This is a genomic window from Ruegeria sp. CDSA246 (assembly GCF_059611225.1).
Map to the genome: position 1 here is coordinate 122,990 of NZ_JBXWPD010000001.1, position 25,687 is coordinate 148,676.

At 57.6% G+C, this 25,687-nt stretch carries 22 protein-coding genes and 3 tRNA genes; 15 read left to right on the forward strand and 10 right to left on the reverse strand.

Annotation, left to right across the window (positions count from 1 at the left end; genetic code table 11):
- The first annotated feature begins 46 nt into the window (after positions 1-46).
- The gene (locus tag AC2FI9_RS00610) at positions 47-1,075 is read left to right on the forward strand and encodes a patatin-like phospholipase family protein (protein WP_496765341.1); all 1,029 of its coding nucleotides are present in this window, start codon (positions 47-49) and stop codon (positions 1,073-1,075) included.
- On the opposite strand, the gene AC2FI9_RS00615 is transcribed toward AC2FI9_RS00610, so the two are convergent.
- The 4 genes from AC2FI9_RS00615 to AC2FI9_RS00630 all read right to left on the reverse strand — a co-directional run bounded on the left by AC2FI9_RS00615 (position 1,076) and on the right by AC2FI9_RS00630 (position 4,300).
- Complete coding sequence (locus tag AC2FI9_RS00615; RefSeq protein ID WP_058278068.1) at positions 1,076-1,753, reverse strand: DUF502 domain-containing protein; 678 nt, start codon at positions 1,751-1,753, stop codon at positions 1,076-1,078.
- A gap of 76 nt (positions 1,754-1,829) precedes the next feature.
- Positions 1,830-2,735, reverse strand: coding sequence for a pseudouridine-5'-phosphate glycosidase (locus tag AC2FI9_RS00620; protein WP_496764635.1), 906 nt, complete (start codon positions 2,733-2,735; stop codon positions 1,830-1,832).
- On the reverse strand, positions 2,732-3,625 hold the full coding sequence (locus AC2FI9_RS00625; RefSeq protein ID WP_113790158.1) for a PfkB family carbohydrate kinase: 894 nt from the start codon (positions 3,623-3,625) through the stop codon (positions 2,732-2,734). The genes AC2FI9_RS00620 and AC2FI9_RS00625 overlap by 4 nt, the downstream gene beginning before the upstream one ends.
- Before the next feature lie 54 nt (positions 3,626-3,679).
- A complete protein-coding gene (locus AC2FI9_RS00630) occupies positions 3,680-4,300 on the reverse strand; it encodes a thiamine phosphate synthase (RefSeq protein ID WP_496764637.1) in 621 nt (206 codons plus the stop codon).
- A 153-nt stretch (positions 4,301-4,453) separates the two neighbouring features.
- On the opposite strand from AC2FI9_RS00630, the gene AC2FI9_RS00635 reads away from it, so the two are divergent.
- The 4 genes from AC2FI9_RS00635 (at position 4,454) to AC2FI9_RS00650 (ending at position 9,254) form a co-directional block, all read left to right on the forward strand.
- Complete coding sequence (locus AC2FI9_RS00635; protein ID WP_496764639.1) at positions 4,454-5,197, forward strand: RNA methyltransferase; 744 nt, start codon at positions 4,454-4,456, stop codon at positions 5,195-5,197.
- 62 nt (positions 5,198-5,259) lie between these two features.
- A complete protein-coding gene (gene ctaA / locus AC2FI9_RS00640; protein WP_496764641.1) occupies positions 5,260-6,405 on the forward strand; it encodes a heme A synthase in 1,146 nt (381 codons plus the stop codon).
- Positions 6,406-6,410: 5 nt separating this feature from the next.
- Positions 6,411-7,880 carry a carboxypeptidase M32 gene (locus AC2FI9_RS00645; protein ID WP_496764643.1) on the forward strand — a complete coding sequence of 490 codons (1,470 nt, stop codon included), beginning with the start codon at positions 6,411-6,413 and terminating at the stop codon, positions 7,878-7,880.
- A 159-nt stretch (positions 7,881-8,039) separates the two neighbouring features.
- Complete coding sequence (locus AC2FI9_RS00650; protein ID WP_496764647.1) at positions 8,040-9,254, forward strand: DsbA family protein; 1,215 nt, start codon at positions 8,040-8,042, stop codon at positions 9,252-9,254.
- A 28-nt stretch (positions 9,255-9,282) separates the two neighbouring features.
- Here AC2FI9_RS00650 and gyrA read toward each other — a convergent pair whose 3' ends face one another.
- A complete protein-coding gene (gene gyrA / locus AC2FI9_RS00655; protein WP_496705394.1) occupies positions 9,283-12,012 on the reverse strand; it encodes a DNA gyrase subunit A in 2,730 nt (909 codons plus the stop codon).
- A gap of 193 nt (positions 12,013-12,205) precedes the next feature.
- Between gyrA and AC2FI9_RS00660 the strand changes: the two genes are divergently transcribed.
- Both AC2FI9_RS00660 and AC2FI9_RS00665 read left to right on the forward strand, forming a co-directional pair.
- Positions 12,206-12,475: an usg protein gene (locus AC2FI9_RS00660; RefSeq protein WP_058271768.1), complete on the forward strand. Its 270-nt coding sequence runs from the start codon at positions 12,206-12,208 to the stop codon at positions 12,473-12,475.
- Between the two features lie 91 nt (positions 12,476-12,566).
- Positions 12,567-13,262 carry a lipid-binding SYLF domain-containing protein gene (locus tag AC2FI9_RS00665; protein ID WP_496764649.1) on the forward strand — a complete coding sequence of 232 codons (696 nt, stop codon included), beginning with the start codon at positions 12,567-12,569 and terminating at the stop codon, positions 13,260-13,262.
- Here AC2FI9_RS00665 and AC2FI9_RS00670 read toward each other — a convergent pair whose 3' ends face one another.
- Positions 13,263-14,216, reverse strand: coding sequence for a radical SAM protein (locus tag AC2FI9_RS00670; RefSeq protein ID WP_496764652.1), 954 nt, complete (start codon positions 14,214-14,216; stop codon positions 13,263-13,265).
- Positions 14,217-14,377: 161 nt separating this feature from the next.
- On the opposite strand from AC2FI9_RS00670, the gene zwf reads away from it, so the two are divergent.
- From zwf to AC2FI9_RS00690, 4 genes are all read left to right on the forward strand, one after another.
- Positions 14,378-15,832, forward strand: coding sequence for a glucose-6-phosphate dehydrogenase (gene zwf, locus AC2FI9_RS00675; RefSeq protein WP_496764655.1), 1,455 nt, complete (start codon positions 14,378-14,380; stop codon positions 15,830-15,832).
- Entirely contained in the window at positions 15,829-16,500 is a 672-nt protein-coding gene (gene pgl / locus AC2FI9_RS00680; protein WP_496764657.1) for a 6-phosphogluconolactonase, read from the forward strand. Before zwf ends, pgl begins: the two co-directional genes overlap by 4 nt.
- Before the next feature lie 5 nt (positions 16,501-16,505).
- Complete coding sequence (gene pgi, locus AC2FI9_RS00685) at positions 16,506-18,119, forward strand: glucose-6-phosphate isomerase (RefSeq protein WP_496764660.1); 1,614 nt, start codon at positions 16,506-16,508, stop codon at positions 18,117-18,119.
- Between the two features lie 185 nt (positions 18,120-18,304).
- Positions 18,305-19,924: a long-chain-fatty-acid--CoA ligase gene (locus AC2FI9_RS00690; protein WP_496764662.1), complete on the forward strand. Its 1,620-nt coding sequence runs from the start codon at positions 18,305-18,307 to the stop codon at positions 19,922-19,924.
- 20 nt (positions 19,925-19,944) lie between these two features.
- Here AC2FI9_RS00690 and AC2FI9_RS00695 read toward each other — a convergent pair.
- The 3 genes from AC2FI9_RS00695 to AC2FI9_RS00705 all read right to left on the reverse strand — a co-directional run bounded on the left by AC2FI9_RS00695 (position 19,945) and on the right by AC2FI9_RS00705 (position 21,215).
- A tRNA-Asn gene (locus AC2FI9_RS00695) sits at positions 19,945-20,019 on the reverse strand.
- Between the two features lie 130 nt (positions 20,020-20,149).
- Positions 20,150-20,224 (reverse strand) — tRNA-Asn (locus AC2FI9_RS00700).
- A gap of 76 nt (positions 20,225-20,300) precedes the next feature.
- Positions 20,301-21,215, reverse strand: coding sequence for an MBL fold metallo-hydrolase (locus tag AC2FI9_RS00705; protein ID WP_496764664.1), 915 nt, complete (start codon positions 21,213-21,215; stop codon positions 20,301-20,303).
- Positions 21,216-21,259: 44 nt separating this feature from the next.
- On the opposite strand from AC2FI9_RS00705, the gene AC2FI9_RS00710 reads away from it, so the two are divergent.
- Both AC2FI9_RS00710 and AC2FI9_RS00715 read left to right on the forward strand, forming a co-directional pair.
- Positions 21,260-22,579, forward strand: coding sequence for an ATP-binding protein (locus AC2FI9_RS00710; RefSeq protein ID WP_496764666.1), 1,320 nt, complete (start codon positions 21,260-21,262; stop codon positions 22,577-22,579).
- A 113-nt stretch (positions 22,580-22,692) separates the two neighbouring features.
- A complete protein-coding gene (locus tag AC2FI9_RS00715; protein ID WP_058271760.1) occupies positions 22,693-22,953 on the forward strand; it encodes a hypothetical protein in 261 nt (86 codons plus the stop codon).
- 910 nt (positions 22,954-23,863) lie between these two features.
- Here the strand turns inward: AC2FI9_RS00715 and AC2FI9_RS00720 are convergent.
- A tRNA-Ile gene (locus AC2FI9_RS00720) sits at positions 23,864-23,940 on the reverse strand.
- Between the two features lie 107 nt (positions 23,941-24,047).
- On the opposite strand from AC2FI9_RS00720, the gene purM reads away from it, so the two are divergent.
- Positions 24,048-25,094 (forward strand): phosphoribosylformylglycinamidine cyclo-ligase, encoded by a 1,047-nt coding sequence (gene purM, locus AC2FI9_RS00725; protein ID WP_496764668.1) that lies wholly within the window; start codon positions 24,048-24,050, stop codon positions 25,092-25,094.
- Positions 25,091-25,687: a phosphoribosylglycinamide formyltransferase gene (purN, locus tag AC2FI9_RS00730; RefSeq protein WP_496727177.1), complete on the forward strand. Its 597-nt coding sequence runs from the start codon at positions 25,091-25,093 to the stop codon at positions 25,685-25,687. The genes purM and purN overlap by 4 nt, the downstream gene beginning before the upstream one ends.

Here is a 25,687-nt window from a genome sequence, read left to right on the forward strand (position 1 = left end):
TTGCCCCCGCACCCCCGGAGTATTTTGAAAAAGATGAAGGGGTGGAATAGTGAAACGGATCAATCTGGCTTTGCAGGGTGGGGGTGCGCACGGTGCCTTTACCTGGGGCGTTCTGGACAGGCTGCTGGACGAAGAGGATATCGAGGTCGCGGCCATCACTGGGACCTCGGCCGGGGCGCTGAATGGCGCTGCTTTCAAATCCGGGATGGTGCACAACGGACGTGATGGCGCACGGGCCAGTCTGGACGGGCTATGGGCACGGATGGGCGCGGTGGGTGATATGCGCCTTGCCAACTGGATGCAGGCGCTGGAGCCTGCGCAGATTGCCCAGTCGATGGAGTATTCGCTGCCATTCTCGGTTGGTGATGCCTGGTCGCGGCTAGTGTCGCCATATGCTTATGGTCCGTTTTACCGCAATCCTCTGGAACCGGTTGTCGATCGGTTCAACTTTGATGAGATTTGCACGGATCAGGGACCCCTGTTGTTTGTCTGCGCGACCTGTGTGCGCAGCGGCAAGATCCGGGTGTTCACCGGGGAAGAGATTTCAACGGATGCCATTTTGGCCTCGGCCTGCCTGCCTAGCCTGTTTCAGGCCGTCGAGATATTTGACCCCAGCTCGGGCCGGACCGAGGCATATTGGGATGGTGGTTACACTGGAAACCCGGCGCTTTATCCTTTGTTTAACAGTGATTTGCCTGAAGACGTCGTGGTCGTGAACATCAACCCGCTTGAGCGCGATGAGGTGCCAAAAACTCCGCAGCAGATCCAGAACCGGATCAACGAGATCAGCTTTAACTCATCCCTGTTTCGCGAGTTGCGGGCGATCAATTTTGTTCAGCGTCTGTTGGCGGACGGCAAGCTGACGGCCGGAGAGATGAGCCGCGTATTTGTCCACATGATTGCGGATGACGAATTGATGAATGATCTGTCTGTGGCGACCAAGACGGTTCCCAACCCTGTGATCCTGCACAAGCTGAAGGACGCCGGGCGCGCCGCGGCGCATCGGTTCATCGGCGATCACAAAGCCGATCTTGGCGCACGCAGCACCGTCGACCTGCCCGAGATGTTTGGCTGATCACTCGGGCGGCTGCGTCGGGTCTTTTTCGTTGGGGTAAACAAGGCCTGCGGAAATCACCAACTTCGCGGCGTCCTCGATTGTCATATCCAACAGGATCACGTCCTCGGCCGGGAAGAACAATAGGAAGCCAGAGGTCGGGTTGGGCGTGGTCGGGACGAAGACACCTAGCAGTTCACCCCCGGTTTCAGCCCGCTCGCTGACTTCGCCTTTTGCCGCGGTAGAGACGAAACCGATTGCCCAGATGCCGCGGCGGGGGTATTGGATCAGGCATGCTTTTTCGAATGACCGTTCAGTCTGGGCAAACACCGTTTCCGAGATCTGTTTGATCCCGGAATAGACGGATCGAACAACGGGCATCCGGCTGACAAGGCTTTCGGCAATTTGGATCAGGGACCGGCCCAGAATACCTTTGGCGATCCATCCGACCAGAACAGTGAAGATCAGGAAGATGACAACGCCGACACCGCGCAGGTTGATGCCCACATATTCCTGCGGCTGGAACCGTTGTGGAATTATGGGCAGTACCGCACTGTCGATCCAGCCAACCACGGACCAGATCAGCCAAATGGTCAGCCACACCGGCGCAATCACGACGATGCCCGTCAGGAAAGACGCGCGCAGTCGCGAAAACAGGCCCGGGCGGCGATGTGGTTCTTCGTCAAATGGCGTGTTCATTGCGGTCCTGAGCGGTTTTCTGCCGAATTAGTTAAGCAGTTGGGTGCCTTGGTACAATAGGCTTATGTCAATCGGTTCAGTCGGACAGCGCCCGAGCAATTCCGGCCGCCAGTCGGGCGTTGTTGCGGACCAAGGCGATGTTGGCCGTCAGCGAACGCCCTTCGGTCTGTTCGTAAATCCGTTGCAGCAGGTACGGCGTGACGCCTTTGCCGCTGATCCGGTGTGTATCTGCGTCGGCCTGTGCCGATGCAATGATGGGAGCCAGTTCTTCGGCCGGGATCTGATCGGCGGTCGGAATTGGGTTGGCAACAAGCTGGCCGCCGGGCAAGCCAAGCGCGCGGCGTGTGGCGTGCGCCGTGGCGATTTCCTCGGCACTGTCCATTCGCAGGGGCGCGGCATAAGGGGATTTGGCCGACCAGAAGGCCGGGAATTCGTCCTGCCCGTAGGCGATGACCGGAACGCCCAGCGTTTCCAAAACCTCGAGCGTTTTTGCCAGATCGAGGATGGCTTTTGCGCCCGCAGCCACAACTGTAACCGGAGACTGGGCCAGCTCATGCAGATCGGCTGAGATATCAAAGGTCGTCTCGGCACCCTGATGAACGCCGCCAATGCCACCGGTGGCAAACACTTCAATCCCGGCATAATGGGCGGCAATCATCGTCGCAGCGACTGTGGTTGCGCCAGTGCCGCCGGTCGCCATGCAGGCGGCCATATCTGCGCGCGACAGCTTGGCGACGCCCTGCGCCTGACCCAACGCTTTCAGCTCATCAGCCTCAAGGCCCACATGCAGTTTGCCTTTGATCACGGCCATGGTTGCCGGAATTGCGCCCGCGTCGCGGATGTCCTGTTCGACCTGTGCCGCAACCTCGATGTTCTGAGGGTAAGGCATCCCGTGGGTGATGATGGTGCTTTCCAGTGCCACGATAGGCTGGCCTGCGTCCTTGGCAGCACGGACTTCGGCGGAATATTGAATGTCGATCACAGTGGGGTTTCTCCGGATACGTATGTTGCGGCGGCGTGCAAAGCGCGGGCCAGGGCCTCTTCGCTCGATGCTCCGTCGGATTCTGAGGCGATGTGGGCCGCCATGAATGTGTCGCCTGCGCCGGTTACGCGGGTAACCAAAACGGACGGTGGTGTTTGGGTCAGGATTTCATCCGCATTACCAACCGTGGCCGAGCTTCCGCCGTCGGTGACCAACACCCGCAGCGCGCCGCGATCCAGCAGGCCTTTGGCGGCGCTTTCGGAATCCTTGAATTCGCGCTGGCACAGGATGCCGGCTTCTTCGAGGTTCACATACAGCGTGGCCCGCGCATGTTTCAGGAACGGCAGCAAACGTTCGGCTTTACCGGGCGAGGCCGGTGCCACACGCAGATCGGCGCGCGCAAAGGCGGGGCTTTGGGCGATTTCCTCAAGCAAGTTCAGGGTCAGGTTCCCGTCCAGCGCGATTGGGCCTTCGAACGGCTCGTTTTCGTACCCTAGCGGCCCGTGCATCAGTGGACGCAGGATTTTGGCACCCGCGGCTTCAAGCGAATGCGCATCAGCGATGGCTGCTATCAAGCCGTTGGCCCCTTCGACCGCCATGTAACGATCGGTCGGCAAATCCTGCGAACGGTAAATGTGATCCGTCACCATGCCTAGTCGGGAACAGGCGTTTGCCAATTCATCTCCCTCGGGATCGCGCCCGATGGCGGTCAGCAAGGTGGGGGTCATGCCAAAGCGCACAAGCGTCATGGCGATGTTCATGGCCACGCCGCCGGGCAGGCGGGTGATCCGCCCCGGCACGTCCGAGCCCTGCCGCATGGCGCTGGCGGACCGGCCAATCACGTCCCAAAGAACCGAGCCGATACAAAGGATGTCGCTGTTCTGAGTCATGTCGTCGTCATGCCGCAGCCCCGGCGAAGGTGCAAGCGTTAACGCTCGCACCGATCAGCGCATCGCGTCAGTCAGATCCTTCAGCGCGGCCAGAGGGTCATCCTGTGACCAAATCTCGTCCCCAATTCCGAAGAAATCGGTGCAGGGGGCCAGATCGCGAACCAAGTCGGGATTCAGGCCACCCTCGGCAACGACTGGAACTTCGATCGTCTCAGACCACCACTGGAACAGATCCATTTCGGCCATGGTGCCATCACCCAGCGTTGACGCGCCCACCGGTCCAAAGGCGACATAGTCCGCGCCGGCCTCACCCGCGGTCATCCCATCATGGCTGGACGCACCGCAAAAGCTGCCAACGATGGCGTCCGCACCCAATTCCTTTCGTGCAAACCGAACCGAGCGCGCGGCGTCATCCAGATGCACCCCGTCCAACCCCAATCGCTGCGCCAGCAGAACATGGTTTGAGATAACCAGCGCCACATCGCGCGCATGGGCAACCTCACGGCAGGCGTCCGCCGCGCGGGCGATGGTGTCTTCATCGCCACCAGCCAGCGCCAATCGGATACAAGCGATCTCTGCCCCGTCCAACACGCTGGCCAAACGGTTCGTAAAGGTGCTCAGTTCGATGGTGGGTGGCGTAATCAGGTAAATCTGCGGCTGCTCGGGGGAGTCCATTGGCGCGTCCTTCGCTTTCAGTCTTTTGCGCGGTTTAGCGGATTGCGGCCGGGAAGCAAACTTTTATGCTGGTTTCCGGCCCAAATGAAGGCGCGGATGGCTTGCCCTGCCTGTGCGCGCAGATTAGAGCAGGCGGAACCTTCGGAGACAGCCATGCCCAGCGATAAATCTCAGCCCTCATTCGTGCTTGTGCGCCCGCAGATGGGTGAAAACATCGGTGCCGCCGCGCGGGCGATGTGGAATTTCGGGCTGGATCGGATGCGGATCGTGGCACCTCGGGACGGATGGCCGAACCCCAAGGCTGTGGCGATGTCCAGCGGTGCCGGGCGTCTGTTGGATGAGGCGCAGCTATATGACGATCTGGCCGGTGCGCTATCCGACAGCACTTTTGTTTTTGCGACCACAGCGCGACAGCGTGGATTGACCAAGCCGGTCTACAGCCCGGAACGCGCAATGCAGTTGGCTGCCGAAAAGGTTGCTGCTGGTGAAAAGGTCTGTGTTCTGTTTGGCCCGGAACGCGCAGGGCTTGAAAACGAAGACATCGCCAAGGCAAACGCGATCATCTCGGTTCCGGTAAACCCGGAATACGCCTCGCTGAATCTTGGCCAATGCGTGCTTCTGACCGCCTATGAGTGGATGCGCCGAACCGGCGATGTGGTTCATGAGGCCACTGATCTGGGCAAAGGCGACTGGGCAACAGGCATCGAGGTCGAGAAACTGGTCGAACATTACGAGGACCGGCTGGAAGAGGCGGGGTTCTTTTATCCGCCCGAAAAGGCCGACGGTATGAAGACCAACCTGCGCAACCTTTGGTCGCGGATGCGCATGACGCGGGCGGATGTGCAGATGTTGCATGGGGTCATGCGGCAGATGGTCCGCTGGAAAGACAAGGGCTGAGGCTGGACCTATGTTCCGCTTCACCCTAGCTTGCGACAAAATCCAAGGCACAAGAGGACAGCATGAGCGGTAAGCGCAGCATCTTCGAAGACGTCTCAGACACTGAAAAACAACGAGCCGTTCAACCGGGTATGATCGATCGTGGCCGCGGGGGTGCGCGCAAGGCCATTCGCGCCTGGCTGATGATCCTGTTTGCGCTGGTGGTCGTAATGATCGCTGTGGGCGGGCTGACCCGCCTGACTGACAGCGGGTTGTCGATCACCGAGTGGCGGCCGATTACCGGGGCCATCCCGCCGATGAATGAGGCGGACTGGCAAGCCGAGTTCGACAAATACAAGCAAATCGACCAGTGGCGCATTCAGAACCAATGGATGGAGCTGGGTGACTTCAAATCCATCTACTGGTGGGAATGGGGCCATCGTCAGCTAGGGCGCGTGATTGGGCTGGTCTGGGCTCTTGGCTTCTTTGGCTTCCTTATCGCGCGGAAAATACCAACCGGCTGGACCGGTAAGTTGTTGATTCCGGGCCTTTTGGGCGGTGTTCAGGGTGCAGTCGGTTGGTGGATGGTCGCCTCGGGCGTGACACAGGGCGAGGGGATGATTGCTGTGGCCAGCTATCGTCTGGCGATTCATCTGGGGCTGGCTTTTGTAATTCTCGGCTTCCTTGCATGGTACATCTTTGAGCTGGGCCGCGACGAACGTGACCTGATGCAGGCCCGACGCGCCAAAGAGGCGAAATTGTTCTCGCTATCCACCGGGTTGATGCATTTCGCCTTTTTGCAAATACTCATTGGTGCGCTTGTCGCCGGGATCGACGCCGGGCGGTCTTATACCGATTGGCCGCTGATCGGTGGTCAGCTTCTGCCGCCTGACATGACGATGCTCGAACCGATGTGGCGCAATTTCTTTGAAAGCCCGGGTTTGGTCCAGTTCATCCACCGTTGCGCGGGCTATCTGCTGTTCATCTTCGGCATCGTCGTCTGGCGGCGCGGCAGCACTAGTGCACATCCGCAAACTCGCTTTGCCTTCAACGCGGCCTTCGCAGCGCTTTCGCTGCAGGTGGTGATTGGGATCGCGACCGTGATCTACGCAGCCCCGTGGCAGATCGCCATCTTCCACCAGTTCATGGCCGTCGTCGTCTGGACCCTTATCCTGCGGGCGCGGTTCCTGACCGCTTACCCAATAGCAACCTCTTTGCGCGGAGCCTGAATTCCATGAGTGCATATGACGATTTGACGGCATTTCAGCGCGAAACCTCAGCTCTTGGCGAAATTGCCGGGCGTTTGGGCTGGGATCAGGAAACGGTGATGCCCCGGGGGGCCGCGTCGCAGCGGGCCGAGGAAATGGCAGCGATTGAAGCGGTTTTGCACGCGCGCCGATCCGATTCCCGTGTGGCTGAATGGCTGGAACAAGCCGACCCTCAGGACCAGGTCGGTCAGGCGCAATTGCGCGAAATCCGCCGGTCCTATGAACGGACGGTCAAGGTGCCTGCCGATTTGGCAACGGCCATTGCGCGCGTGACGTCAGCAGCACAGGGAACCTGGGCGCAGGCCCGCGCAGACGAAGATGTCGCCGCTTTCTTGCCCGTGCTGGATGAGGTCGTGGCGCTAAAGCGTGAAGAAGGCGCTGCACTGGCGCAGGGTGGCAATATCTACGACGCGATGGTCGAGGATTATGAGCCTTACACAACCGGATCGCAAATCGCCGAAATCTTTGACCAGATGCGCCCGCGTCTGGTAGCACTGCGCGCCGCTGTTCTGGAAAAATCTGCGCCTCAGGCTTTGACGGGGAGTTTCGATGAGCTGAAACAGATGCAATTGTCGGAAAAACTGGCAACCACTTTCGGGTATGACCTGAATACAGGCCGCATCGACAAGGCTGTTCACCCGTTCAGCTCGGGCAGTGGCTCGGATGTTCGGATCACCACCCGGACAAGTGAAACCGATCCGTTCAATTGTTTCTATTCGACGATTCACGAGGTCGGCCATGCCGCCTATGAACAAGGGATTGATCCAGCCTACGCCCTGACGCCTTTGGGGCGGGGTGTGTCGATGGGTGTGCATGAAAGCCAAAGCCGGATTTACGAGAACCAACTGGGCCGATCCCGAGCCTTTACCGGTTGGCTGTTTGGCCAAATGAAAGACGCGTTTGGCGATTTTGGCATCACCGACGCGGATACGTTCTATGCAACGGTCAACGGTGTTCACAACGGTTATATCCGCACCGAGGCGGATGAGGTGCAATACAACCTCCACATCATGCTGCGCTTTGATCTGGAACGCGCGCTGATGGCCGGTGACCTCCAAGTGGATGATCTTGAGGCCGCGTGGAACGACCGTTTCAAGGCGGATTTCGGATATGCGGTCGACAAACCTTCGAACGGATGTCTGCAGGATGTGCACTGGTCAGTGGGTCTGTTTGGTTATTTCCCAACCTATTCGCTGGGCAATGTCTATGCAGGATGCCTTTACCAAGCGTTGCGGAACGCTGTGCCGGAACTGGATGCGCAACTGGCAGCAGGTGACACGTCAGGCGCAACCGATTGGCTGCACGAGAATGTGCAGCAACATGGCGGGCTTTACGCTCCACGCGAGACCATTCAGCGTGCAAGCGGTATGGAACCCGGACCTGACCCGTTACTCGGGTATCTGGAACAGAAATTTGGCGGGTTATACGGGCTCTGAGGTCAGAAAACGTTTCGTCAAGTTGCCGTGTAGGTGCATTGGTTTTGACCTGAATGAGGGTAGGGTGGTTCGAACGGTTTTACCAAAGGAACCACCTTGTTCTTTGCAACACATGTCAAACCACACTTAGCGTCAATTCTGACCAGCAACACGCGCCTGGTGGCGCGTAGGCGCGTGTTGGAGGCAAAGCATCAGGTGCTGAACCGGCCGCGCGTTGTCCAATATTTCCATGATGTTTCCGACCCATACTGTCACCTCACCGCACAGGTCTTACAGCAGTTTCGAGACACCTATGATATCGAGCTACGCCCACATCTGATTTCGGGCCCTCCGGCCGAGGCTTTGCCGGACCCGGCAGCACATCGGCAAAATGCTATCAAAGATGCGGCAAGGCTGGCCCGAAAGCTTGGTCTCAGCCCTCCTGAAGGCGCAGTTCCTGACGAGGCTTTCATTGCAATTGCGGAAAAACAGATGGCAGCCGAACTGACGAATGAGAGCTTTGTTAAAAATGTCCGAGGTATCAGCGAAGATCTTTGGTCGGGAAAGGGCTTTTCGTCGTCTGATCACCCCTTACCGGCTGCGCTGATCGAGGATGGTGACCAGCAACTTTCAGCTTTGGGTCACTATCTCGGCGGAACGTTTCACAACGATGGTGAATGGTATTGGGGCGTTGATCGTCTTCATTACCTCGAAAATCGGTTGCTGCACGTGGGTCTGGGAAGCGGATCGTCACCGATAGTGCCTTTGCCTTCAGTGCAACTGGACCAAGAGAAGTCTAAAGATCAGGAGATTGAGTTCTTCTTTTCTTTCCGCAGCCCTTATTCGTATCTGGCATTTGACCGGGCCGTCGACTTGGCACGCCATTACAACGCACGGCTGGTTCTGAGGCCGGTTTTGCCAATGTTGATGCGAGGCTTACCCGTCCCTCCACCCAAGTCCTCCTACATCCTTTATGATTGCGTGCGCGAAGCGCGGCGGTTGGGGATCCCGTTTGGGCGTATCTGTGATCCTTTGGGCAAAGGAGTCGAGCGTGGCTATGCCTTACTGGATTATGCCGAAGCGCAGGAAAAACTGCCTGAGTTCTGTTCCGCCTTCCTGCGCGGCGTCTGGTCAAAGGGTCTAAATGCTGCAACCGATCGTGGGCTTCGGATTATCGTCGAAAACGCGGGGTTGGATTGGCAGAGTGCGAAACCGCACGTTAGCTCGGATCATTGGAGAGATCGGGTAGCGGTCAATCAGGACCGCCTGCAAGAGATCGGGCTATGGGGTGTCCCAAGTTTCCGTGTCGCCGGGGAAAGTGTCTGGGGACAGGATCGCCTTTGGGCGGTCGAAGACCTTTTGATAAATAAAAAGGCGCCACACCCGAAAGTGTAGCGCCTGAATAATGTTATGGACCTGTCGGTTACTCTTCCGCTTCGTCCTCGTCGCCTTGATCGGCGATCCAGGCAACACTGACGACCACTTCGCCTTTGCCGGTGTTGAAGACCTTCACGCCACCGGCCGAGCGGGAGCGGAACGAAATCCCATCAACCGGCACCCGGATCGATTGGCCTTTGGACGTCGCCAGCATGATTTGATCTTCCATATCGACCGGGAACGAGGCGACGAGTTCGCCACCACGCATCGCCTTGTCCATGGCGGCCACACCCATCCCGCCGCGTCCGCGGACTGGGTAGTCGTGGCTAGAGCTCAGCTTGCCCGCGCCGCCTGCTGTGATTGTCAGGATCAGGTTTTCGGCTGCCGACATCTCGGCATACTTTTCCTGGTTGAAATCACTGCTTGCCGCGGCTTCCTCTTCGTCACCAGCGTCATCTTCGGTAAGCCCTGCAACCGCACGGCGCATTTTGAGGTAAGCCACACGATCTTCGGGGGTCGCTTCGAAATGGCGGATCACCGACATCGAAACCACGCGGTCTCCATTGGACAGCCTGATACCGCGCACACCGGTGGATTCGCGCGAGTTGAACACTCGTACATCGGTGGTGCGGAAGCGGATTGCACGACCCGAATTGGTGACCAGCATCACATCTTCATCTTCCGAGCAGATACGGGCGTTCACCAGCTCAACATCTTCGGGCAGTTTCATTGCGATCTTGCCGTTGCGTCGGACATTGGTGAAGTCTGACAAGCGGTTACGACGCACGTCGCCCGCGCTGGTGGCGAAGATGATTTGAAGGTTCTCCCATTCTTCATCGGGTACATCCACCGGCATGATCGCGGCGATGGAAACACCGGTCGGGATCGGTAAGATGTTGACGATTGCCTTGCCCTTACCAGTGCGCCCCGATTGCGGCAGACGCCAGGTCTTGAGTTTGTAGACCATGCCATCCGTCGTGAAGAACAGCAGCTGCGTGTGGGTATTGGCAACGAAGAGGTTAGTGACAACATCCTCTTCCTTGGTCTGCATCCCCGACAGGCCCTTGCCGCCCCGCTTTTGCGCGCGGAAATCGGCCAGCGGAGTACGCTTGATGTATCCGCCCGACGTGACGGTCACGACCATATCCTCACGTTCGATCAGATCCTCGTCTTCCATGTCGCCGGACCAATCAACGATCTCGGTGCGACGGGGCACGGCAAACTGTTCACGAACGCTGCGCAGCTCATCTCCGATGATCGACATGATGCGCTCTCGCGAGGACAGAATATCGAGGTATTCCTGGATCTTACCTGCCAGTTCTTCCAGCTCGTCCGTGACCTCTTTGACACCGATCTGAGTCAGTCGCTGCAGACGTAGGTCAAGGATGGCGCGGGCCTGAACTTCGGTCAGGTTATAGGTGCCGTCGTCATTCATCTTGGACAGAGGATCGTCGATCAGGCGCAGATAACTTTCGATCTCAGCCGCGGGCCAGCGACGGGTCATCAGCTTTTCACGCGCTTGCGCGGCGTCAGCGGATGACCGGATTGTGGCGACCACCTCATCCACGTTCGACACAGCCACCGCCAGACCACACAGGATGTGGCTGCGTTCGCGGGCCTTGCGCAGGTCGTACGCAGTGCGGCGGGCGACGACATCTTCACGGAAGTCGATGAAAGAGGTCAGGAACCGGCGCAGGGTCAACTGCTCGGGCCGGCCACCATTCAGCGCCAGCATGTTGCAACCAAACGAGGTCTGCATCGGCGAGAAACGGAAAAGCTGGTTCAAAACAACTTCCGGCGTCGCATCACGTTTGAGTTCGACCACGACACGCACCCCATTGCGGTCGGATTCGTCCTGAACGTGGCTGACGCCTTCGATGCGTTTTTCGCGAACGGCTTCGGCGATCTTTTCGATCATCGAGGCCTTGTTTACCTGATAGGGGATCTCGTCCACGACGATGGCATAGCGGTCCTTGCGGATTTCCTCGACGCGGGTCTTGGAGCGGATAATGACGCTGCCGCGCCCTTCCAGATAGGCTTTGCGCGCGCCGGATCGGCCCAACATCACACCACCGGTTGGGAAATCAGGGCCGGGGATATATTCGATCAGCTGTTCGGATGTCAGATCCGGTTCATCGATCAGCGCCAGCGTTGCGTCGATGACTTCGCCAAGGTTATGCGGCGGGATGTTGGTTGCCATACCGACGGCGATACCACCGGCACCGTTGACCAGCATGTTCGGGAAACGGGCGGGCAGAACCGTCGGTTCGCGGTCCTTGCCGTCATAGTTGTCCTGAAAATCGACCGTCTCTTTTTCGATATCGGCCAGCAGGGACGCGGCAGGCTTGTCCATGCGTACTTCGGTGTAACGCATGGCCGCCGGGTTATCACCGTCCATCGAGCCAAAGTTGCCCTGACCATCCAGCAGCGGCAGCGACATCGAGAAATCCTGCGCCATCCGCACCAGCGCGTCATAGATCGCGCTGTCACCATGTGGGTGGTACTTACCCATGACATCGCCAACCGGACGGGCCGATTTGCGGTATGACTTGTCGTGGGTATTGCCCGTCTCGTGCATGGCATAGAGGATGCGCCGGTGCACCGGTTTCAGGCCATCGCGCAGATCGGGGATCGCGCGGGACACGATGACCGACATCGCATAGTCCAGATAGGACGTGCGCATCTCGGATTCGATGGATACCGTCGGGCCGTCATATACGGGACGCTGGGGCGGTGTTTCATCCATGTTTTCTGGGGTTTCTGGCGTATCGCTCACGTAACCTGCCCGTTTATTGTGCTGGGTCTATATCTTGTGGATGTACCTTATCAGACCCGGCACATAAGGTGCAAGCAAGCAGCGCATTCTGTGCAAAAAACACCCGTAACACTGGGGTAACATATTGTTAACCAAGGGTTAGGTGGTTTCTGTGTTATGCTGAAGAGACCTTGCAACAATTTTGGAGGTCTGCATGGAGCAAAGCGAAACAGAACTGATGCTCAAGGGGTATGGGCTGACGACGGCAGAATTTTTTTATCACATGCCCGACTATATTCACGTGCTAAATACATTTATCTGGCAGGAATACGACCTTGCGCCGGATCATCCCAAACTATTCGATTTTATTGAATTCTGGCAGCGAGAGATCGAAGGACCGCTGCATTCCGTGCGGTTTACACATCGAAAAATGATCGCGCCCGGGGAATGGCGCAACGTGGTAGGCGAATTCCGAGTGAATTGACGCCCGGGCGCATCAGGCCCAAACCCATATACATTTCCGGTGCATCCGGTATCGTGGCGGCGAAGTCATTGGCCACAAGCGGAAACACGGAATGCCCAGAGTTTTTTTGATTGCAGTTGCCATCTGCCTAGCCGGGCCTGTGTTGGCCGAAGGTGTCCTTGATAAAATCAAGAAGGGCGCTGAAAATACGGCTAATGCTGTCGGACGCGGGGCAGAAACCGTCGGGCAGACACTCGAAAAAGGGGCGAACGCGGTTGATGAAACTATCACGTCCACCTCTGATTTGCTGTCAAACGAGGCGACGCCCGAAGAGACCCGCGCGAAGCTGGATGTCATGGCCGTCGATGTGTTGGCGCAGTTGCTTGCCGAAAACCCCGAAGCACAAGCGCTATATGATGTCAGTGCGGGATATGCTGCGTTCGATTCCCGCAAAGTGACGGTGTTCCCGGTGTCCGCAGGGTACGGGCGCGGTGTTGCCGTGAACAAAGAGACTGGTCAGCACACCTATATGAATATGGGAACCGGCGGCGTGGGCGCGGCGATCGGTATCGGCGGGTTCGAGACCAAATTCGTGATCCTGTTTGAAACCCAAGCAGATTTGGACAGTTTTATCACGCAAGGTTACGACGCGACTGCGGAATCCGGCGCAATGTATGGAGATGAGCGCACCGATGAGACGCTCAGGTTCACAGATGGGCGGTCGTTTTTTGTGCTCAGCAAAAAGGGCTGGCGCGTTTCGGCTGGGGCGTCAGGCACAAAATACTGGAAATCGCCCGAGCTAAACTGATCAGCCCGAGCAGCTGGCGCCGCCCAGAACGCAAAATTTTGCGCAGTGTGGGTGGTTGAGGTGCACGTCGGCCTCGGCCTCGGCCAGTGTGGTGCCCATTTCAAACTCAGGCTCGTACGGCAGTAGGGTACAGGCCAGAACGGCAGGTTGTTCTGCGCCTTTGCGTTTAACCACCATGCGGGCATTCGAACACATTACAGCCTCGGGTGCTTTATCCAGAATGCCCCAGCAAGCGGTTGTGATTTCGGGGACTTCGACGGTTTCGTCCATCTCTGGGAACAAAACGGTTTGGCCGGGATTCTGTGCGTCGATGTCAAAGCTGTGCCGCTTGAAAAACGCCTCATACCCGGCGCGGCTGTCGGCGTCGCTGTCACCCCAGACCGTGCGGCCTGCGATAGCGATATTGAACCCGTTGTCGCGCAACCACTCCATTCCAGTGATCGTCTTGTCAAAGCTGCCTTTTCCGCGTTCCTCGTCATGCAGTTCGGGGCGATAGTGGTCCACGGAAACTCGAAGTGTCAGCTTGTTTCCATAATTGCGCTTCAGATCCAGCAAACCCTCGCGCATCTTGCGGCGCATCATCGGCAGCATTGCATTTGTCAGGATCAAAACTTCATAGCCGCGTTCCAACGCGACACGAGTCATGTCGATCATTCCGGGGTTCATAAAGGGCTCGCCCCCGGTGAACCCAATCTCACGCACCGGCCAGTCGCGTTCTTCGATCTGGTCCAAGTAGTCGCGCACCTCGTCGGTGGTGATATAGACCAGCGCGTCGTTGGTTGGACTACTGGCGATGTAGCAGTTGACGCATTCGATGTTGCAAAGAGTGCCGGTATTGAACCACAACGTCTCGGGGTTTTTCAACGCTACGGAAGCGCGAGTTTGCCCATCTGCTGTCACCAATTTGTTCTTAAACTTGCCGATATTGGCGGTCTGAGGCGCGTTGTCTTTCATTCCGGTATCCGGTTCTTTGAAGTTACTTCTGATGTAGCTGCTCGACTCGGATTAGTTAAGTCAGGCAAGTGCGACCTGACAGAGTTTTGATGATGGGGGATTTACGCTGACCGATTGCGCTAACATTGGACATGCCCGGCGGGGCAAGATAAGGAAAAACCATGGTTTCTCGCGTCATACCAGTTGATCCGTTCGATCTCGTCATTTTTGGCGGGACCGGCGACTTGGCGCAACGTAAGATTCTACCGGCCCTGTTTCGGCGCTTTTGTTCAGGGCAGTGGGCCGAAGGCGTCCAAATCATTGGCGCGGCGCGCACGGTCCACGACCGCGCGGGGTTTCAGGCATTGGTCGCCGAATCGCTGCGAACCCATGCGGCTGCGCAATGCCAGGACGAGGGCGCATTCCGCGCGTTTCTGGACCGCGTCGACTATGTAACTCTGGACGGATACTCGAATGAAGGATGGGATCAGCTTTCTGACAAGCTGAACCAAGATCGGGTGCGCGCGTTCTACTTCTCGGTCGGTCCGCGCCTGTTTGGGCCTTTGGCCGAGCGGATCAAGGCGCATGATCTTGCGACGCCAAGCACGCGGATTGTCGTTGAAAAACCCTTTGGCCACGATCTGGAAAGCGCACGGGCGTTAAACGCGACCTTGGCTGAGCATTTTCGGGAAAGCCAGATTTACCGGATCGACCACTATCTGGGTAAGGAAACCGTCCAGAACCTGATGGCCGTTCGTTTTGGCAATATGCTGTTCGAACCGCTGTGGAATAGCCAATATGTCGATCACATCCAGATCACGGTGGCCGAATCCGTAGGTATCGACGGGCGGGAAGAGTACTATGAGCGCGCAGGTGCCATGCGCGACATGATGCAGAATCACCTGATGCAGCTTTTGTGTCTGATCGCGATGGAGCCTCCGGCAAAATTTGATCCGGACGCTGTGCGGGATGAAAAACTCAAGGTTATTCGCGCGTTGGATCAGGTCCAGCCACACCATATCGTGCGAGGGCAGTTCGATGGAGGTGAAAGCAGGAAAGGATACCGCGAAACCGTGGGCAATCCGCGCTCGACCACCGAAAGTTATGTGGCACTGCGGGCGCATATCAGCAATTGGCGGTGGGCGGGCACGCCGTTCTACTTGCGCACGGGCAAGCGTCTGGTGGCGCGGTCTTCGGTGATCAACGTGATGTTCAAGGACGCGCCGCATTCGATTTTTGGCGAAGAGGCCGGACGCCACGCGAATGTCCTTTCGATACGCCTGCAGCCGAACGAAGGCATAACGCTGAAGGTGACGATCAAGGAACCGGGCCCGGGTGGTATGCGTCTGGTCGATGTGCCCTTGGACATGAGTTTTGCCGAGGCGCTAGGGTCAGGAAATCAAGACCCCCCGGATGCATATGAACGGCTGGTGATGGACGTGATCCGGGGCAACCAGACCCTGTTCATGCGCGGGGATGAGGTTGAGGCCGCATGGGCTTGGACCGACCCGATCATCGCGGGCTGGCACGCGCGCGGTGACGTACCAAAACCATATGAAAGCGGCAGCACAGGCCCGGGCGACGCCGAGCTGTTGATGAAACGAGATGGTCGCCGCTGGCAAGGAATAAACCCATGAAGATTCAGGAATATGCTGATCGCGACATGCTGGCAATTGATGTCGCAAACGCCTTGGCCGGAGAGTTGGAGGCCGCCTTGCTGCATCACGACACGGTCTCAATGGCCGTGCCGGGCGGTACGACCCCGGGGCCGGTGTTCGATGGTCTTTGCGCGGCTGATTTGGCATGGGATCGGGTGCGGGTACTGCCTACCGACGAACGTTGCGTTCCGGGTGACAGTGACCGTTCGAACGAACGGCTGATCCGGCAGCGCCTGCTGACGAACCGAGCCTCGGTTGCGCAGTATGTACCACTGTATCTTGAGGGTAAGGAACCCGACGGTGTCCTGCCGGAAATCGAGAACCTGATCGCGCCGGTTTTGCCATTGTCGGTTCTGGTATTGGGGATGGGTGAGGATATGCACACCGCATCTCTGTTTCCGGGGATGCAGGGGCTTGAGGCTGCGCTGGACAGCCACGCGCCCATCCTTGCGGTTGCGCGCACCGAAACCCAACCCGAGGCGCGGATCACGCTGACCGGCCCGGTGCTGGACGGCGCGCTGTCCAAACACCTGATTATCTATGGCGCCGCCAAACGCGACGCGTTGGACAAGGCCATGTCGCTGCCACCAGAAGAGGCCCCGATCGCCGCTACGCTGACCGGCATGACGGTTCATTGGGCGGAGTGACACAGATGCAGTTGGACCCGCTCAAAACCCTTGCATCCGACGCTCAGGACGAAGCCATCCTGAGCCTGTTTGAAACCGATCCGAGCCGCGCGCAGAGTTTTTCTGCATCGACCGGCGATCTGCTGTTTGATTATTCCAAAACTCAGATCACAGATGAGGTCCGAAAAGCCTTAATCGCGTTGTGCGATGGGGCGGGTCTGGCCTCGCGCCGCGCCGCGATGTTTGACGGGGAAAAGATCAACGAAACCGAAGGTCGCGCGGTTTTGCACACTGCGCTGCGCAATCTGGACGGTGGTCCTGTCGATGTTGATGGGTTGGACGTCATGCCTGATGTTCTGGACACGTTGCAACGGATGCGCGTCTTTGCAGAAGAGGTGCGTGGCGGCGCGGTCACCGGGGCAGGGGGCGCCTTTACCGATGTGGTCAATATCGGGATCGGTGGTTCGGATTTGGGCCCAGTGATGGCGACGCATGCACTGTCCCCGTATCATGATGGACCAAGACTGCACTATGTCTCGAATGTGGACGGCGCACATATCGCCGATACGCTGCGCCAGCTTGATCCAACGCGGACACTGGTGATTGTTGCCTCCAAAACTTTCACGACCATCGAGACGATGACCAATGCCCGAACCGCGCGAGCTTGGATGGAAGATGGCGGCGGCGATCCGGGCAAGCAGTTTGCCGCCGTGTCCAGTGCGTTGGACAAAACCCAAGCCTTTGGTATTCCCCAAGAGCGCGTTTTCGGTTTTGCCGATTGGGTCGGCGGGCGCTACTCGGTCTGGGGCCCGGTGGGCCTGCCGGTGATGATCGCCGTCGGATCGAACGCTTTCGATGCGTTCCTGCGCGGCGGTCAAGCGATGGATGTACATTTCCGCGCCGCCGACTGGGTCGAAAATATGCCCGTTATGCTGGCTTTGGTCGGCATTTGGCATCGTCAGGTTCTGGGCCATGCCAGCCGGGCCGTGCTGCCGTACGATCAAAGACTGCTGCGTCTACCCGCATATTTTCAACAGCTTGAGATGGAATCGAACGGCAAATCTGTTGCCATGGACGGCAACTCTCTGACCATTCCCTCCGGCCCCGTCGTCTGGGGGGAGCCGGGCACTAATGGGCAGCATGCATTTTATCAGTTGATCCACCAAGGCACCGACGTGATTCCCTGTGAGTTCATGGTCGCGGCCGAGGGGCACGAACCGGAATTGATCCACCATCACCGACTGTTGCTGGCCAATTGCCTGGCGCAGTCCGAGGCACTGATGCGCGGTCGATCCTTGGGCGAAGCACGGCAACGGATGGCGGAGAAGGGGCTGGAAGGGGACGAGCTGGAACGGCAAGCCCGTCACCGCGTTTTTCCGGGCAACCGTCCTTCGACAACGTTGATGTATCCAATGCTCACGCCGTTTGTTCTGGGCCAGATCATCGCGCTTTACGAACATCGTGTGTTTGTCGAGGGCGTCCTATTGGGCATCAACTCGTTCGACCAGTGGGGCGTTGAGCTGGGCAAGGAACTTGCGACATCTCTCGGCCCGATCGTCGACGGAGAAGAAAGCGCGACTGGCAAGGACGGCTCGACCGCTGCCCTGGTTGCCTATGCAACGCGCCACCGCGATTATTAACGCGGTTTTTTGCAGTCTGCCGTGAAGGCAGGCTGCATTCTTTTATTGTCAGACAATTAAATGATTGGCAGGGTCTGTTCTTAGGGAACGCCCTGAACACTTTGCTTTGCGCACGCTGGCGAGTGGCATCAGGCAAGCAGACAGCACTGCCCAATAGAGGCGACGCTGATAATGGGAGGATGTCCATGCTGGGACAGATGATGACGCAGCCTTTGCTGATTTCGTCGCTGATTGATCACGCCGAACGCTATCATGGCCAGACCGAGATCTACTCGGTCGAAACCGATGGATCGGTCACCGAAACCACATGGGAGCAAGTGGCGCAAAACGCGCGAAAACTGGGATCAGCGCTGACCAAGCTGGGGTTGGAGCCGCAGGATCGAATTGGCACGTTGGCCTGGAACAACCGGCGACATCTGGAGATCTACTATGCCACCTCCGGCGCGGGTTTTGTGTGCCACACGGTGAACCCCCGGCTATTCCCTGAGCAACTGACTTACATCATCAACCACGCAAAAGACCGGGTTCTGTTCTTTGACGCGACCTTCATTCCTTTGGTTGCCGCGCTGCACGAACACCTGTCCGAGGTCAGCCATTTCGTTTTGATGGGGCCACGAAATGAGGATGCCATTGCTCAAATCCCGGGCGTGGTGCTCTATGATGAGCTGATCGAAACAGGCGATGACGGTTTCCAATGGCCCAGTTTTGATGAAAACACGGCGTCCAGCCTTTGCTACACCTCGGGTACGACGGGCAATCCCAAAGGCGTTCTGTATTCCCATCGTTCCACAGTTCTGCACAGTTTCGGATCGAACACGCGAGATGTCATCGGCTTTTCAGCTATGGATGTCGTGATGCCAGTGGTTCCGATGTTCCACGTCAACGCATGGGGGTCGCCCTATGCCTGCGCCATGTCCGGTTCGCGCATGGTGCTGCCAGGGCCGGGCCTGCATGGCGAAGCCTTGGTGAATTTGGTCGATAAATATGGCGTGACGCTTGCAATGGGCGTTCCGACGATCTGGCAGGGCTTGCTGGCACATGCCGAAAAATCAGGAAGCAAACTGGCCAGCTTGAACCGCACCGTGATTGGTGGTGCTGCGTGTCCGCCCTCGATGATTGAGACCTTCCGCGAAACTTATGGCGTTGATACGGTTCACGCGTGGGGTATGAGTGAGATGAGCCCGTTGGGTACAACGAACAATCCGTTGGCCAAGCATTTTGACCTGCCGCTTGAAGAACAACACAAGCTGCGCGAAAGCCAGGGCAGACCGCCTTATGGCGTCGAGTTGAAGATCGTCGATGATGACGGCAAGGATCTGCCTCAAGATGGCGTCACGCAGGGCGATCTGCTGGTGCGCGGGCATTGGGTGTTGGACAGCTATTTCCAGATGCAGGATGAAGACCTGCTGCAGGACGGATGGTTCGCGACCGGAGATGTCGCAACGTTGGACCCGGACGGATACATGACAATCCGGGACCGGTCCAAGGACATCATCAAATCCGGGGGTGAATGGATCAGCTCGGTTGAGCTTGAAAACATCGCTGTTGCCCATCCGCAGCTTGCCACGGCAGCCGTTGTTGGCGTGCCTCATCCCAAATGGGACGAACGCCCCTTGTTGGTGGCCGTCAAAGCCGAAGGTTCCGACCCCAGCGAAGAAGAGTTGCTGGCCTTCTTTGACGGCAAGATTGCCAAATGGCAGGTTCCCGACAAGGTTGTCTTTGTGGACGCGCTTCCATTGAACGCGACCGGCAAGGTCCTAAAGCGCAACCTGCGCGCGGACTTCGAGGATGCCTTGATGGGCTAAGCGCCTGATATTTTTGGAAATGGCTCCGGCGGTAGGGATCGAACCTACGACCAATTGATTAACAGTCAACTGCTCTACCGCTGAGCTACGCCGGAACGGTTCGCGCCGTATAGCAACCTGTTTCTACGGCGTCCAGTGGGGGGCAGAATTTTTTTCGCTAAAATGACATCAATCCAAACAGTGCCAAATTTGGCGTCGTATGAGGGTCTTGATATCAGGGGATTTTGGCTCCGGCGGTAGGGATCGAACCTACGACCAATTGATTAACAGTCAACTGCTCTACCGCTGAGCTACGCCGGAACTGAGGGGCGTATAACAACCCGTTTTTTGCCCGTCCAGAGGAGAACTGCATCAATCGGAAAAAAATTTGGACAAGTCACGCGGTTCTGAAAAAATTGGCATTTCCCGATAGCGCATCAGGTGTGGAGACTTTTGATTTACCATATAGATCAATTAGATGCGCAAACACGTTACGCTCGGCAGCTGGCAGCAGCGCGATAGGCGTATCGGTGTAAATGCGCTTGGCAAGTTGGCGGGCGGTTCCGGGCTGATCCGCAAGCGCCGCCAGTATCTGAGCTTCGCGCGTGAGGCGGTGATTTATCAGCCAGTCCAAACGTTCGCCAGGATCGGTGATTGGTGCACCGTGTCCGGCGTGAAACACGGTCCAGTCCCGGGCGCGCAACCTTTGGCAGGCTTGCATGAAATCCGTCAGATCCCCGTCCGGAGGGGAGACCAGCGAACTGGCCCAGCCCATGACGTGATCGGCTGTAAAGCAGACATTGCCCCATCCCAGGGCGATATGGTTTCCCAGATGACCGGGTGTATGGATGATCTCAAGCCGCCAGTCTTCACCCTCGATCATCTCACCATCCGCCACTTTGATGTCCGGCCGGAACGCGGTGTCTATCCCTTCACCGCCGCCGACCAGACCCTGTTGGGCTAGTTTTGTCATCACTGCACTGCGTCCGGCCTGTGGCCCGCCAAAGGCCAAAACCGGCGCACCGGTCCGTTCTGCCAAAGGTGCCGCAAGCGGCGAGTGGTCGAGATGGCTGTGGGTGACGATGATGTGGCTTATCCGTTGACCCGGCTGCATGGCGTTCAGAATCGCCTCAAGATGCGCGTCGCTCAGGGGGCCGGGGTCGATGACCGCCAGATCGCGCTTTCCCAATAGATACGTATTCGTACCGCGATAAGTCATCGGAGACGGGTTTGGTGCCAGAATCCGCCGAAGGCCAGTTTGTAATTCTGCTGCCTGACCTGGTGGCGGGTTGAAATCGTCGGGCACCTGCATTCTGAGCTCTTTCTCTTGGCGGATCAGCCCGTTAGGTTTAGCGCATGTCCAGTCGATGGCTCAAACACTATATGCCGCGCAGCCTTTATGCCCGAGCAGCACTGATTCTGGTTCTTCCGGTTATCGTTCTGCTGTTGGTGGTTGGGATTGCCTTTTTGCAAAAACATCTTGAGGACGTCACCGCACAGATGACTCGATCCGCGGCGCGCGAAGTGACTCTGGTGCTTGAAACAATGCAGGGGGCCGAGACCCGGCAGCAGGCATTGGCAGCCATTCGCCCGGATTTGGTTGCGCTTGAGATGAAGGCCCGCTTTGTCGACCCCGATCAGGATCCTTTGACCGACAAGCGGCGGTGGTACGACTTCATCGCACCTCAGGTCGAGGCAAATTTGCAGATGCGACTGCCCGATCTGGTTTCTGTGGCCTTGCCTTCGGGTGACGAGGCACGGTTGTATCTGGAAACCGATCTGGGGCTTCTGCAGTTGACGATAGATCGCCGCCGCTTGTCACCCACGGCGCCGCATCAGTTGATTGTGACTATGGTGTTTTTTGCCGTGGTCATGACCACGATCTCATTCCTCTATATGCGCAATCAACTGCGGCCCATCACCCGGCTTGCTGACGCCGCGCAGGCCTTTGGCCGGGGCAGGGTGGTACCCTATTCGCCGGGCGGTGCAATAGAAGTGCGTGCAGCCGGTAGTGCGTTTCTGGAAATGCGGGCAAGAATCGAGCGCCAGATGGAACAGCGCACGATGATGCTGTCGGGGGTCAGTCACGACCTGAGAACACCGCTGACGCGCCTGAAACTGGGCCTGTCCATGTTGCCTGAGGATGAGGCAGCACCGATGCAGCAGGACGTAGACGAGATGCAATTGCTGTTGGATGCGTTCCTCGATTTCTCTCGCGGCGCCGCTGAGGGCCCTGCCGAGGCAATCGAGCCCGCGGCGTTGTTGCGCCAGATTGTCGAAGACGCGCGACGGGCAGGTCATCAGGCCGAATTGGTCTCAGTCGAAGGTGACGGCACGGCGATGCTGCGCCCGATGGCCATGCGCCGCGCGGTCGAGAACCTGATTGGCAATGCGGTGCGATATGGCAACCGGGCCGAAGTCAGCCTGTCCCTGACGCCCAAAACCACGCGCATCCGGGTCGAAGATGACGGACCGGGCATTCCGGTAGAGCAGCGCACTGAGGCTGTAAAACCGTTCTCGCGTCTTGATCCCGCACGCAACCAGAATCAGGGTAGTGGCGTTGGTCTTGGGTTGGCGATTGTTGCGGATATTGCCCGCGCACATGGCGGTGTCCTGCGGCTTGGCAAAAGTGAAAGGCTGGGTGGCCTTTGCGCAGATATCATTGTTGGGAGGTGATTTTGGTGGGATCGGAATTTACGTTTTGTGTCGCTGCCATAAGCGGCGCGCAAAATTTTTCTTTGGTCTAAAGCACCGATCACCCCGTACAACCTTTAGAATGGGAGGAAGTCATGACCAATAGTTTCGACGTGAAATCATCGTGGGTATCGGTAATGGATGAAACAAAAAACCCACTAAAAAAATACTCTCTATCCACAGCACACATGCTGATGCAGATGTTGGCATGGATGTGGAGCGCAATCTTCTCGCTGATGGTTGGCAGCTATTTTGTTTTCGGTGTAACCGCATTGGGCCATTTGCTGCTGATCGGCGGGTTGTTTGTCACCTTGGCAGTTTTCCAAAAGGCTGAAGCGACAGATCCTGAAGCGTAAAGTTGCTGCCTCGTATTAGACCGAACGGCTTTACCCGGGGTTTTTTGGTCCAATTCTTGACCCGCTCCGTATCGCCTTCACTACCCCAACTGCCTCCCGCGTTGTTTGTAACGGTTTCCCTCCGAACAACGCGGGTTTTTTTGGAGCGGGAACGAGTGGCTACCCTGGTGTTTAACGGGGTGTATCTCCCCCATTAGACTTGAGGCGCATTTCTATCGTAACGTTGCAGAACGTCTTTTGCGGCATAGGTTTAGGTATGGACAACACTGTATTGTATTTCTTGGTTGGTATATTTGTCGTCGGGCTTTTGACGCTTGGATATTACTCAAAAAGCAGTGGTGCATTAATCTCGATTGTCATCGTAGTTGGCGTATTGGGTGCGATGGTTGGATACTTTGGTGGATACTTCGGTGAACCTCCAAGGTAGGCCTGAACTTCAATTGGAGGTTTGCCGGTGCGCTTTGTATTTGGAAGCTTTTTTTCAAACTAAAAAGGGCACAAAAAAACCAGCTTCGCGGTCCGAGTGAGCGGAGGGGTCGCGAAGCCGGTCAATTTCCTCCTACTGGGTGCTAGTCGGAGGCTGGGATGCACATGTATGGGACGTGCAAGATCATGAAAACATGAATTTACAAGTTTCGCTAAATGGAAATGGGATAGCCAAAAACCCATTCGAATAGGTGATGTATCCAAAAGTATAGTATGCGTATGTGTCATATTGTCTTGAATGTACCAAATGGCACTTCCGCTTGAGCGGGACTCCGAACTCTAGGGGCTTGAATAAGGCTCAGAGTTACTGGGCAACCCTGCAGATTTAGAAGAATGAATCTTATGTTTGAACTGGACAGCAGAAACACCGTGCATTGCTGGTCTGGCAAGCATCTGTAACTGATAACAATGAACAAGTAGACGGTGGTAGGCCCGGCAGGACTTGAACCCGCAACCAAAGCGTTATGAGCGCTCTGCTCTAACCAATTGAGCTACAGGCCCGCCTGAGCGCTTTGAGTACCACGGTGAACAGCCGCGTCAAGCCTGACCGTTGCAACAAGTCGCACAATCGAATAACCCGCGCGGGAACCATTCATAAGGGGCTGGCCATGACCACGGGCAAGAACGGAATCACCTATGCCGATGCAGGCGTTGATATTGATGCGGGGAATGCCCTAGTCGACCGGATCAAGCCGGCCGCAAAACGCACCAACCGCTCTGGTGTGATGAGCGGGCTGGGCGGATTTGGCGCTCTGTTCGATCTAAAGGATGCCGGATATCAGGACCCGATTCTGGTTGGGGCCACCGATGGGGTGGGCACCAAGCTGCGCATCGCCATTGATACCGGCGTTGTCGACGGCGTGGGCATCGATCTTGTGGCCATGTGCGTCAATGACCTGATCTGCCAGGGCGCTGAGCCGCTGTTTTTCCTGGATTATTTTGCGACCGGCAAGCTGGATACGGATACGGCGGCGCGGATCATCGAAGGCATTGCCGAAGGCTGTGTCCAATCCGGATGCGCCTTGATCGGCGGTGAAACCGCGGAAATGCCCGGCATGTACCCGGATGGCGATTTCGATCTGGCCGGGTTCTCGGTTGGCGCGATGGAACGTGGGGCTCATCTGCCGGCCGGCGTTCAGGCGGGCGACGTGCTGTTGGGGTTGGCCTCGAACGGTGTGCATTCCAACGGGTACTCCCTTGTGCGCAAACTGGTAGAGATTTCGGGTCTGGGCTGGGATGCCGCCTCACCGTTCAGTGAAGGATCGCTGGGCGAAGCTCTGCTGACACCCACACGTCTGTATGTGAAGCCAGCTCTGCAGGCGATCCGAGCAGGGGGCGTGCATGCGCTGGCCCATATCACCGGCGGCGGCCTTACAGAAAACCTGCCCCGTGTGCTGCCCGAGGGGTTGGGTGCCGAGATTGACCTGAATGCATGGGATTTGCCGCCTGTATTCCGCTGGATGGCGGAAACCGGTGGGATTGTTGAGGCTGAGATGTTGAAGACCTTCAACTGCGGCATTGGCATGATCGTCGCGTGTGAAGCGGATCGCGCGGATGATTTGGCGGCGTTGCTGGCCGATGCGGGCGAAACGGTTGCGCGGATTGGCACTGTGACCGGGACAGCGGGCATGGCCTATTCGGGCACCCTGTTGTGAGCCATAAGCGCGTCGCAATTCTGATCTCGGGGGGTGGCTCGAACATGGTGTCGCTGGTCGACAGCATGACCGACGATCACCCTGCGCGGCCTTGTCTGGTTCTGTCCAATGATGCGAATGCGGGTGGCCTGACAAAGGCGGCAGAGCGGAGCATTCCGACGGCTTCGGTGGATCACCGCCCGTTCAAGGGCGACCGTGCCGCGTTTGAGGCCGAGTTGCTGAAACCGCTGGAAGAAGCGCAACCCGATATCGTTTGTCTGGCTGGCTTCATGCGTGTTCTGACAGGCGATTTCGTGTCACGCTTTCAGGGACGGATGCTGAATATCCACCCTTCGCTTCTGCCGAAATACAAGGGTCTCAACACCCATGCGCGCGCTATTGAAGCCGGGGATGCTGAACATGGATGTTCGGTTCACGAAGTCACCGCAGCCTTGGATGACGGTCCGATCCTTGGGCAAGCGCGAGTAGATATTGAACCGGGTGATACGTCCGAGGCATTGGCCGCCCGGGTGCTGGTGTGGGAACACAAACTCTACCCCGCAGTGTTGCGCCGTTACGCCAGTGGGGATCGGACTCCGGTGTTGCTGCCCTGA

What these genes read in the sequence shown, in the direction of transcription:
- AC2FI9_RS00615 (WP_058278068.1), bottom strand. Translation starts at nt 1,753, where the DNA reads ATGAACACGCCATTTGACGAAGAACCACATCGCCGCCCGGGCCTGTTT.
- AC2FI9_RS00625 (WP_113790158.1), bottom strand. Translation starts at nt 3,625, where the DNA reads ATGACTCAGAACAGCGACATCCTTTGTATCGGCTCGGTTCTTTGGGAC.
- AC2FI9_RS00630 (WP_496764637.1), bottom strand. Translation starts at nt 4,300, where the DNA reads ATGGACTCCCCCGAGCAGCCGCAGATTTACCTGATTACGCCACCCACC.
- AC2FI9_RS00635 (WP_496764639.1), top strand. Translation starts at nt 4,454, where the DNA reads ATGCCCAGCGATAAATCTCAGCCCTCATTCGTGCTTGTGCGCCCGCAG.
- ctaA (WP_496764641.1), top strand. Translation starts at nt 5,260, where the DNA reads ATGAGCGGTAAGCGCAGCATCTTCGAAGACGTCTCAGACACTGAAAAA.
- AC2FI9_RS00645 (WP_496764643.1), top strand. Translation starts at nt 6,411, where the DNA reads ATGAGTGCATATGACGATTTGACGGCATTTCAGCGCGAAACCTCAGCT.
- AC2FI9_RS00660 (WP_058271768.1), top strand. Translation starts at nt 12,206, where the DNA reads ATGGAGCAAAGCGAAACAGAACTGATGCTCAAGGGGTATGGGCTGACG.
- AC2FI9_RS00665 (WP_496764649.1), top strand. Translation starts at nt 12,567, where the DNA reads ATGCCCAGAGTTTTTTTGATTGCAGTTGCCATCTGCCTAGCCGGGCCT.
- AC2FI9_RS00670 (WP_496764652.1), bottom strand. Translation starts at nt 14,216, where the DNA reads ATGAAAGACAACGCGCCTCAGACCGCCAATATCGGCAAGTTTAAGAAC.
- zwf (WP_496764655.1), top strand. Translation starts at nt 14,378, where the DNA reads ATGGTTTCTCGCGTCATACCAGTTGATCCGTTCGATCTCGTCATTTTT.
- pgl (WP_496764657.1), top strand. Translation starts at nt 15,829, where the DNA reads ATGAAGATTCAGGAATATGCTGATCGCGACATGCTGGCAATTGATGTC.
- pgi (WP_496764660.1), top strand. Translation starts at nt 16,506, where the DNA reads ATGCAGTTGGACCCGCTCAAAACCCTTGCATCCGACGCTCAGGACGAA.
- AC2FI9_RS00690 (WP_496764662.1), top strand. Translation starts at nt 18,305, where the DNA reads ATGCTGGGACAGATGATGACGCAGCCTTTGCTGATTTCGTCGCTGATT.
- AC2FI9_RS00705 (WP_496764664.1), bottom strand. Translation starts at nt 21,215, where the DNA reads ATGCAGGTGCCCGACGATTTCAACCCGCCACCAGGTCAGGCAGCAGAA.
- AC2FI9_RS00710 (WP_496764666.1), top strand. Translation starts at nt 21,260, where the DNA reads ATGTCCAGTCGATGGCTCAAACACTATATGCCGCGCAGCCTTTATGCC.
- AC2FI9_RS00715 (WP_058271760.1), top strand. Translation starts at nt 22,693, where the DNA reads ATGACCAATAGTTTCGACGTGAAATCATCGTGGGTATCGGTAATGGAT.
- purM (WP_496764668.1), top strand. Translation starts at nt 24,048, where the DNA reads ATGACCACGGGCAAGAACGGAATCACCTATGCCGATGCAGGCGTTGAT.